Origin of the sequence: Thiohalocapsa sp. (genome assembly GCF_019695415.1) — a bacterium.
Lineage (GTDB): Bacteria > Pseudomonadota > Gammaproteobacteria > Chromatiales > Chromatiaceae > Thiohalocapsa.
In genome coordinates this window covers 1-7,590 of sequence record NZ_JAIFKJ010000100.1, presented here as the reverse complement: position 1 = coordinate 7,590, position 7,590 = coordinate 1, and the positions used below count along the sequence as shown (strand labels likewise).

Below are 7,590 nucleotides of genomic sequence, written 5' to 3'. Positions count from 1 at the left end.
TGGCGGGGCATCCTGCCCCGCACGGGAAGCGCCAATAAATCGGCGCTTCCCTAAGACAGAGGATGCCACGTCAACTCCGACGCCACGAGTCAACGGCATCGTGGCAGTAATCCACAGGGAGAGCGCTTAGCCCTCCCCAAACGTCGCGGCCTGGGGCTCAGACGCCCGCCATCAGCGCGCGCATCTTCTCGGCATCCGGCTGGCGCACGACGCCGCGCTCGGTGACGATGCAGTCCACCAGCGCTGCTGGTGTCACGTCGAACACGGGATTGTGGGCCGTGACACCATTGGGGCCGATCCGCTTGCCGCCGCAGGCGAGCACCTCCTCCGGGTCGCGCTCTTCGATCGGGATGTCCGCGCCGCTGGTCACGCTCATGTCGATGGTGGATGTGGGCGCGGCCACCATGAAGCCGACGCCGTGGTGACGCGCCAATACCGCCAGCGCATAGGTGCCGATCTTGTTGCAGACATCGCCGTTGGCAGCGATGCGGTCCGAGCCGACGACGACCCAGCCGATCTCGCCGCGAGCCATCATGCTGGCGGCAACGTTGTCCGACTGCACGGTGACAGGAATGCCGGCCTGCGCCAGCTCCCAGGCCGTCAGCCGCGAGCCTTGGAGCCAGGGCCGGGTCTCGTCGGCGTAGACCATGCGCACCTTGCCCGCGGCATGGGCACTGCGCACCACACCGAGGGCCGTGCCATAGCCGCCGGTGGCCAGCGCGCCGGCGTTGCAATGGGTGATGATATCCGTTGGACCCTGAATCAGCTCAGCGCCGAAATCGCCCATGGCGCGATTTGCAGCGGCATCTTCCTCGTGAATTTTACGGGCCTCGCTCAGCAGCGCCGGCACCGGATCCGCAGCCTCCAGCACGCTGATGAGCCGGCGCATGCGCTCCAGCGCCCAGAACAGATTCACCGCCGTCGGCCGACTCGCGGCCAACACCTCAATGTCCGCACCGATGCCGACGCGCCAATCCGCCGCGGCGTTGCTGCTGATCCATGCCCGGGCCGCAAGCACGACACCATAGGCGGCGGTGATGCCGATGGCAGGCGCACCACGCACCACCATGTCGGAAATGGCCTTCGCCGTCTCGGCCGCCGAGTGACAGGCCACGAAGCGTGTCTCTTGCGGCAGGACACGCTGGTCCAGCAGAAAGAGCCTGTCGTCGTGCCAGACGACGGCGTTGTCCGGATGGATGTCGAGGGCGTTGGGCGTTTCCATGGGCTCGAACCTTGTGGCACATTGCAGCGTGCCCCCGATTCTTGATCTTCCGCGCGCAGCGCTCAAGGGTGTCCGTCATGAAAGGCGCGCGATCGCGCCACGCTGCTCCTTACCTGGCCAAAACGCACAAGCCAATGCACGCAGACCTCCTCATTCACGCCGACTGGGTCCTGCCGGTGGACGCCAGCGATGCCACGCTCGTCAAGCACAGCCTTGTCATCGCCGATGGGCGCATCGCAGCCTTGCTGCCGCGGGCGGAAGCGGAGACACAGATCGAAGCTGCCAAGACCCTGGAGCTGCCAGGCCATGTGCTGATCCCGGGGCTGATCAACGCCCACACGCACTCGCCGATGTCACTGCTGCGCGGACTCGCCGATGACCTGCCGCTGATGACCTGGCTGCACGAGCACATCTGGCCCGCCGAGGGGCGCTGGGTGGATCAGGAGTTCGTCGCCGACGGCACGCGCCTGGCTCTACTGGAGATGCTGCGCGGCGGGATCACCTGCTTCAACGACATGTACTTCCACGCAGACGTGACGGCGCGCGTCTGCGCCGAAGCGGGCATGCGCGTGCTGGCGGGCATGATCGTCGTGGACTTCCCGACCCGCTACGCCGATAACGCAGACGAATACCTGCGCCGCGGGCTGGAGCTCTACGACCACTATAGGGACCACCCGCTGGTGCGCCCGGCCTTCGCACCGCACAGCACCTATGCGGTATCCGAAGCGCCGCTCGAGCGCGTGCGCACCCTGGCGGACGAGCTCCAGGTGCAGGTGCACATCCATCTGCACGAGACCCGGGACGAGGTCATGCAGGTGCTGCGCACGCATGGCGAACGGCCTATCGCTCGGCTGGACCGGCTCGGGCTGCTCGGGCCGCAGCTGGTGGCCGTGCATATGACCCGGCTGGAGGATGAGGAGATCGCACGCCTGGCCGAGACCGACACCCAGGTGGTGCATTGTCCGGAGTCGAATCTCAAGCTGGCCAGCGGCTTCTGCCCGGTGGCGGACCTGATCGATGCCGGCGTCAACGTCGCACTCGGCACCGACGGCGCCGCCAGCAACAACGACCTCAACCTGCTCGGCGAAATGCGCACCGCCGCCCTGCTGGCCAAGGGCGTCTCGGGCCGCGCCAACGCGGTGCCAGCGGAGCAGGCCCTGCGCATGGCCACCTGGAACGGCGCCAAGGCGCTTGGCCTGGAGCGCGAGATCGGCTCGTTGGAGGTCGGCAAGGCCGCTGACGTGGTAGCCGTGGATCTAAGCGATCCACATACCCAGCCCATGTACCACCCCTGCTCGCAGCTGGTGTACGCCGCCAGCAGCCATCAGGTGCGCCACGTCTGGATCCGCGGCCGGCAGGTGTTGCGCGACGGTGAGCCGCTGACGCTGGACCCGGCTGTAATTCTCACCGCGGCGCGAGAGTGGGCAGGTCGAATTTCAGAGGACTGAGCAGGATGGCAATCCCCGGGTTCAGGCGTCGCCTTGCTTGCCGAGCAGCGCTCGCAGCCTGAGCAACTCTGCCTCGGCTGCCTCGGCACGGCTGGTCTCTTCGGCGAGTTGGCGCTGGGCTGCCTCGGCCTTGGCTTGCGCTGCCTCGGCCTCGGCTTGCGCTGCTTCGGCCTTGGCTTGCGCTGATTCGGCATGCGCCTTTTCAGCGGCGGCCTCGGCCTGCGCGATCTCGGTATGCGTCAGCAGCAGGTTGCCGTCGGCATCCCACCAACGCAGCCAGCGGGTCTCGACATTACGAAAGCTGCCATCCCACCAACCGAGGCGCAGGGCCAGGAGCGGGCTCGGGATCTGCCCGGGCGCGGTGGGCGTCAGGGGCCGGTAGCGGCCATCCACCAGCGAGAAACCGGCGAAGTCCTCCGGCGCCCAGGGATCGAACCAGAAGTACTCGGCGACCCGCAGCCGGTCCTGGTAGATCTGCTTCTTCTCGACCTTGTCCACCTGGCGGCTGGTCTCGGAGATCAGCTCGATCACCAGATCCGGCCCCTTGCCCTCCTGCCAGACCACCCAGCTCTTGCGCTCATGGGGCGAGACGCCGAGGACGACGAAGACGTCCGGGCCGCGAAAGTCCTTGCCGCGCAGCTGCTCCTCACTGAAATACAGGAACATGTTGCCGCCGACGAAGCAGTCGCCGCGCGCCTCAGCCCAGGGCAGCAGCGCGTCGATCAGCAGGTCCATCTGCAAACGATGGCGCCAGGTCTCCATCGGCTCTCCGTCATCGCTGGGGAGATCGTCCTCGGTAGGCAACCGCGGCAGTGCAGCTGCGGGGTCGTTCATGGCGGGCCCCGTACGGGAAATCGGCAATTTTCCTGATTGCAGCAGAGGGTTAGCGTACGGTCAAGCCGACACCGAAAAGCCCGCGGCGCGGGCGTCGCGAGCGCTCAGCTCACCGCCGGCGCCTGCCGCACGTAGGTGTCGTCGGTGAGCTGCTTCAGCACGAAGTCGGCCACGTCGGCCCGGGACACGCGGGTTGCCTTAATGGACTTGTCGGTACCGGCCTGGTAAGTATCGGTGCGCGGGCCGTCGGTGAGCCCGCCGGGGCGGACGATGGTCCAGTCCGTGTCGCTGGCCATGATCAGCCGCTCCTGCTCCGCCTTGGCCTCCATGATGCGCTTCAGCGTCAGGTTCATGATGACGCGGAAGGCAAAGTTGATCTGGTCGATGCTGTCGCCGACACCCATGGAGCTGACGGCGATGAGGCGCTTGACGCCGTGCTTGTCCATGGCGGTGAGGATGCGCTCGGTGCCGGCGGCCTCGACGGGATCGTTGCCTGGTTTCGTGCCCAGCACGCAGATCACGGCGTCCGTGCCCTCGACAGAGGTATCCGTCGCGGCCTGGTCCAGGACGTCGCCCTGCACCACGGTAAGCCCCTCGCGGGATTCGAGCTTGCCCGAATCACGGGCGAGGGCCTGGATGCTGTGACCCGCGGCGAGCGCCTGCGCCAGTACCTGCATACCGGTGCCGCCAGTGGCGCCGAAGAGTGCGATCCGCATGGCTCAGCCCTCCTGGCCCGCCGCCGCGCGCTGGAAAACCATCATGTAATTGATGCCCTTGTAGCGGCTGAAGGAGAAAGCGCGGTTGAAGGGGTTTACGCGCACGCCCGTCTCGTGGATGACGGCGAAACCGTCGCCGAGCCCATCGACCAGCTCCTGCGGCTTCACCAGCTTGCGGTAGTGATGCGTGCCCTTGGGCAACCAGCCGAGGACGTACTCGGCGCCGATGATGGCACTGAGCCAGGCCAACGGCGTGCGGTTGATGGTCGCGACCACCATGACGCCGCCGGGGCGCACAAGACGCGCGCAACTGGCCAGGAAATCGGGCAGGTTCTCCACGTGCTCGACGACCTCCATGTTGAGCACGGCGTCGAAGGTGGCGCCGGTGGCGGCGAGGTCGTCGGCGGTGATGAGTCTGTAGTCGATGTCCGCGCCGCTCCAGTTGGCATGGATCTCGGCGACGCGGACGTTCTTCTCGGTGATCTCGGTGCCGGTCACCTTGGCGCCCAGGTCGTGCACGGACTCGCTCAGGATGCCGCCACCACAGCCGATATCCAGAATCTCTAGGCCTTCCAGCGGACGCTCGGCCTCGGGGTCACGGCCAAAGGCGGCACAAAGACGGTCGCGGACGTAGTCGAGCCGAAAGGCGTTGAGCTTGTGCAGCGGCCAGAATGGTCCCTGATCGTCCCACCAGCGATGCGCCAGCTTCTCGAAGTATTCGACCTCGCTTGGGTCGATGTCCGGGGCGGTGAGATGGACGGCGGTCATGACGGGCTCGGGCGATCTCGGCGAACGTTGCCGAGGATATCTGGCTCTGCGGGCGTCATTGCAACCGGCGGCCCCTGCGGCCGCGCCGCCTTACCGGGGCCGCACGGTCGCACCGACACTTGGTTAGAATCGAGCCCCGCACAGTAACCGGGAGCCCCGAAGCCCATGCACAAGGAGACCCTGATCGGTTGGTGGTCCGACCTGGCACTGCTCTGTGCGGTGGCCGGCGGCGGTGCGGCGGGCGACAGCGTGGGACCCGCAGAACTCATCAAGGTCTTCAAGCCGGACGGCTGGAGCTGCCGAACCTGGACCGCCCAGCGGCGGACCGGATCGCGGCAAGCATCAACGGCCTGCGCTATCGCGAGCGGACCTTGACCGCCTAAATGCCACTGTTCCTGTCATGGCAGCGGCAGCACCGGCTGCCGCGCCCGACGCGAAGGCCGCCCCGTACCGCTTCCAAGCCCGTTTGCAGCTGTCGGCGGCGACCCCCACCTGTTCCGGAGACGCGCAACCGCACCTGCCATGCAACTGCTCAACCGCCTCCAGGCCCTCGCCCGCTGGCTGCATCCTGCACGGCCCCTGTTCGTCGGAGCCGGAGCCATCGCCTTCATCCTGGCCGCGTATCTGGTGGTCTTCGGCGACCCGCAGACCAGCGACCCGTTGCTGCTCCCGGCGATCGTCGGCATCCTCTGGAGCCTCTGTGCCGCGCTGTTCATCAGTACGTTCGAGACGGTGCCGCCGCCTGCCGGCCCGGACATGCGTGGCTGGGCCGGGCTCAGGCGCCGGGCCACGCGGCTCTGGTACGGCCTGCTGGCCCTGGCGTTCCTGAGCATCACCGTCGCCGCGCTCCTGCTCACCCGACGCCTCCTCGGCGAGGCGTTGGGCTGACCACTCGTCCGCATCCGCCTCGCGACGCACAACACCGCGGCGGGGCAAACCCAGCAAGCCACCCCACTGGAGCCACCGCTTGAACGAAGAAGCCATCGCATCCGCGTACGAGCTGCTGCGCAACTCGGTGATGACCTACGGCGGCGAGCCGGTGGGGACCGTCGCTGCCATTGCCGAGGGCGGCGCGGAGGCCGAGAACTACCACGACTGCTTCGTGCGGGACTTCATCCCGTCGGCGCTGGTCTTTTTGGCAGACGGCGAGGCGGATATCGTGCGTAACTTCCTGCGCACCGTGCTCCGGTTGCGCAGCCAGCACCAGCGCATCCACGGCCATGAGATCGAGCCAGCGGTGCTGCCGGCGAGCTTCCGGGTGGGCCTAGATGACAGCGGCCGGGAGCGCATCCGGGCGGACTTCGGCGACCACGCCATCGGCCGCGTGGCGCCGGTGGACGCCATGATGTGGTGGGTTATCCTGCTCAACATCTACTGCCGCGCCACCGGTGACAAGGCGCTGGCCATGGAGCCCGAGGTGCAGCGGGCACTGCGGGGCATCCTGGAACTGACCCTGCGCGAGGGGTTCGAGGTTTTCCCGACGCTGCTGGTACCCGACGGCAGCTTCATGATCGACCGCCGCATGGGCGTCTACGGCCATCCGCTGGAGATTCAGTCCCTCTTCTACGGCATGCTGGTAAGCGCCGTGGAGCTGCTGCGCGACACGCCCGAGTCCCACGATGTGCTCACACTTGCCGAGAAGCGGGCCAACATGCTTCGCAACTATGTGCAGCTGTTTTACTGGCTGGACATGGAGCGCCTGAACGAGATTCACCGCTACCGCACCGAGGAGTTCGGCACCGGCAGCGTCAACATGCTGAACATCTACCCCGAGTCCATCCCAGAGTGGGTGGTGGACTGGCTGCCGGCGCGGGCGGGTTATCTGGTTGGCAACCTGGGCCCCGGCCGCATGGACTTCCGGTTCTTTGCGCTGGGCAACCTGCTCGCGATTATCTTCGGCATCACCAGCCAGCGCGAGGCCCAGGGCATTATGCGCCTGTACCAGGACCGCTGGGAGGACCTCGTGGGCTGCATGCCCGCCAAGCTGGTTTATCCCGCCGTGGTCGGCAAGGAGTGGATCTTCATGACCGGCAGCGACCCGAAGAACGTCCCTTGGTCCTACCACAACGGCGGAAACTGGCCGGTGCTAATCTGGGCCTTCGTTGCCGCCGCCATGAAGACCGGCCGCGGCGATCTCGCCCAGCTGGCGCTGGACGTCGCCGACCACGGCCTGCCCCAGGCCGACTTCCCCGAGTACTACGACGGCCGTGCCGGCAACCTCATCGGCCGCCGCGCGCACCTGCGCCAAGTGTGGTCCGCGGCCGGCTATATCCTGGGGCACAAGATCGTCGAGAACGAGAAGCTCCTGGACATGTTCTGCGCCGTGGATCAGCGCGAGGTCGAGAGCTAGCCGGACGGTGGCAGCCGCTGCCGCCGAGCAGAGCAGCTTATTGCTGCCGCAGCCCGCGCACCAGGTCGAGCAACGCCGGATCGTCCCAATCACGCTCTCCTTGGGCCCGATAGACGCGGCGACCGCACGGCACGACGCGCAAGGTCGGCGGCCAGCCTTTCATGGGCCAACCATGCGAGACGCCCATATCCGTACCCACCGGCCTGGCCTCTTCTACCACTATCACCCTACCCCGACGCACGCCGGTGAATA

General features: G+C 67.1%; 7 protein-coding genes and 1 pseudogene. 3 read left to right on the top strand and 5 right to left on the bottom strand.

All coding sequences use genetic code 11. The features are described 5' to 3' along the window. Positions 1–157: 157 nt before the first annotated feature. Positions 158–1,222 (bottom strand): S-methyl-5-thioribose-1-phosphate isomerase, encoded by a 1,065-nt coding sequence (gene mtnA / locus I6U14_RS02055; RefSeq protein ID WP_296896480.1) that lies wholly within the window; start codon positions 1,220–1,222, stop codon positions 158–160. A gap of 134 nt (positions 1,223–1,356) precedes the next feature. Between mtnA and I6U14_RS02050 the strand changes: the two genes are divergently transcribed. Further along, complete coding sequence (locus I6U14_RS02050; RefSeq protein ID WP_296896478.1) at positions 1,357–2,670, top strand: TRZ/ATZ family hydrolase; 1,314 nt, start codon at positions 1,357–1,359, stop codon at positions 2,668–2,670. A 21-nt stretch (positions 2,671–2,691) separates the two neighbouring features. Here the strand turns inward: I6U14_RS02050 and I6U14_RS02045 are convergent, their stop codons facing one another. The 3 genes from I6U14_RS02045 to ubiG all read right to left on the bottom strand — a co-directional run bounded on the left by I6U14_RS02045 (position 2,692) and on the right by ubiG (position 4,988). Beyond that, positions 2,692–3,504 carry a Uma2 family endonuclease gene (locus tag I6U14_RS02045; RefSeq protein WP_296896476.1) on the bottom strand — a complete coding sequence of 271 codons (813 nt, stop codon included), beginning with the start codon at positions 3,502–3,504 and terminating at the stop codon, positions 2,692–2,694. 104 nt (positions 3,505–3,608) lie between these two features. Next, the gene (locus I6U14_RS02040) at positions 3,609–4,220 is read right to left on the bottom strand and encodes an NAD(P)-dependent oxidoreductase (protein WP_296896474.1); all 612 of its coding nucleotides are present in this window, start codon (positions 4,218–4,220) and stop codon (positions 3,609–3,611) included. A 3-nt stretch (positions 4,221–4,223) separates the two neighbouring features. Then, positions 4,224–4,988, bottom strand: a complete 765-nt coding sequence (gene ubiG, locus I6U14_RS02035) for a bifunctional 2-polyprenyl-6-hydroxyphenol methylase/3-demethylubiquinol 3-O-methyltransferase UbiG (protein WP_296896472.1) — start codon at positions 4,986–4,988, stop codon at positions 4,224–4,226. Positions 4,989–5,510: 522 nt separating this feature from the next. Between ubiG and I6U14_RS02030 the strand changes: the two genes are divergently transcribed. Further along, positions 5,511–5,876, top strand: coding sequence for a hypothetical protein (locus I6U14_RS02030; protein WP_296896470.1), 366 nt, complete (start codon positions 5,511–5,513; stop codon positions 5,874–5,876). Positions 5,877–5,955: 79 nt separating this feature from the next. Beyond that, positions 5,956–7,338, top strand: a complete 1,383-nt coding sequence (locus I6U14_RS02025) for a glycoside hydrolase 100 family protein (protein ID WP_296896468.1) — start codon at positions 5,956–5,958, stop codon at positions 7,336–7,338. A 37-nt stretch (positions 7,339–7,375) separates the two neighbouring features. Here I6U14_RS02025 and I6U14_RS02020 read toward each other — a convergent pair. Beyond that, positions 7,376–7,590 (bottom strand): annotated as a pseudogene (locus I6U14_RS02020) (hypothetical protein); the annotation flags it as partial.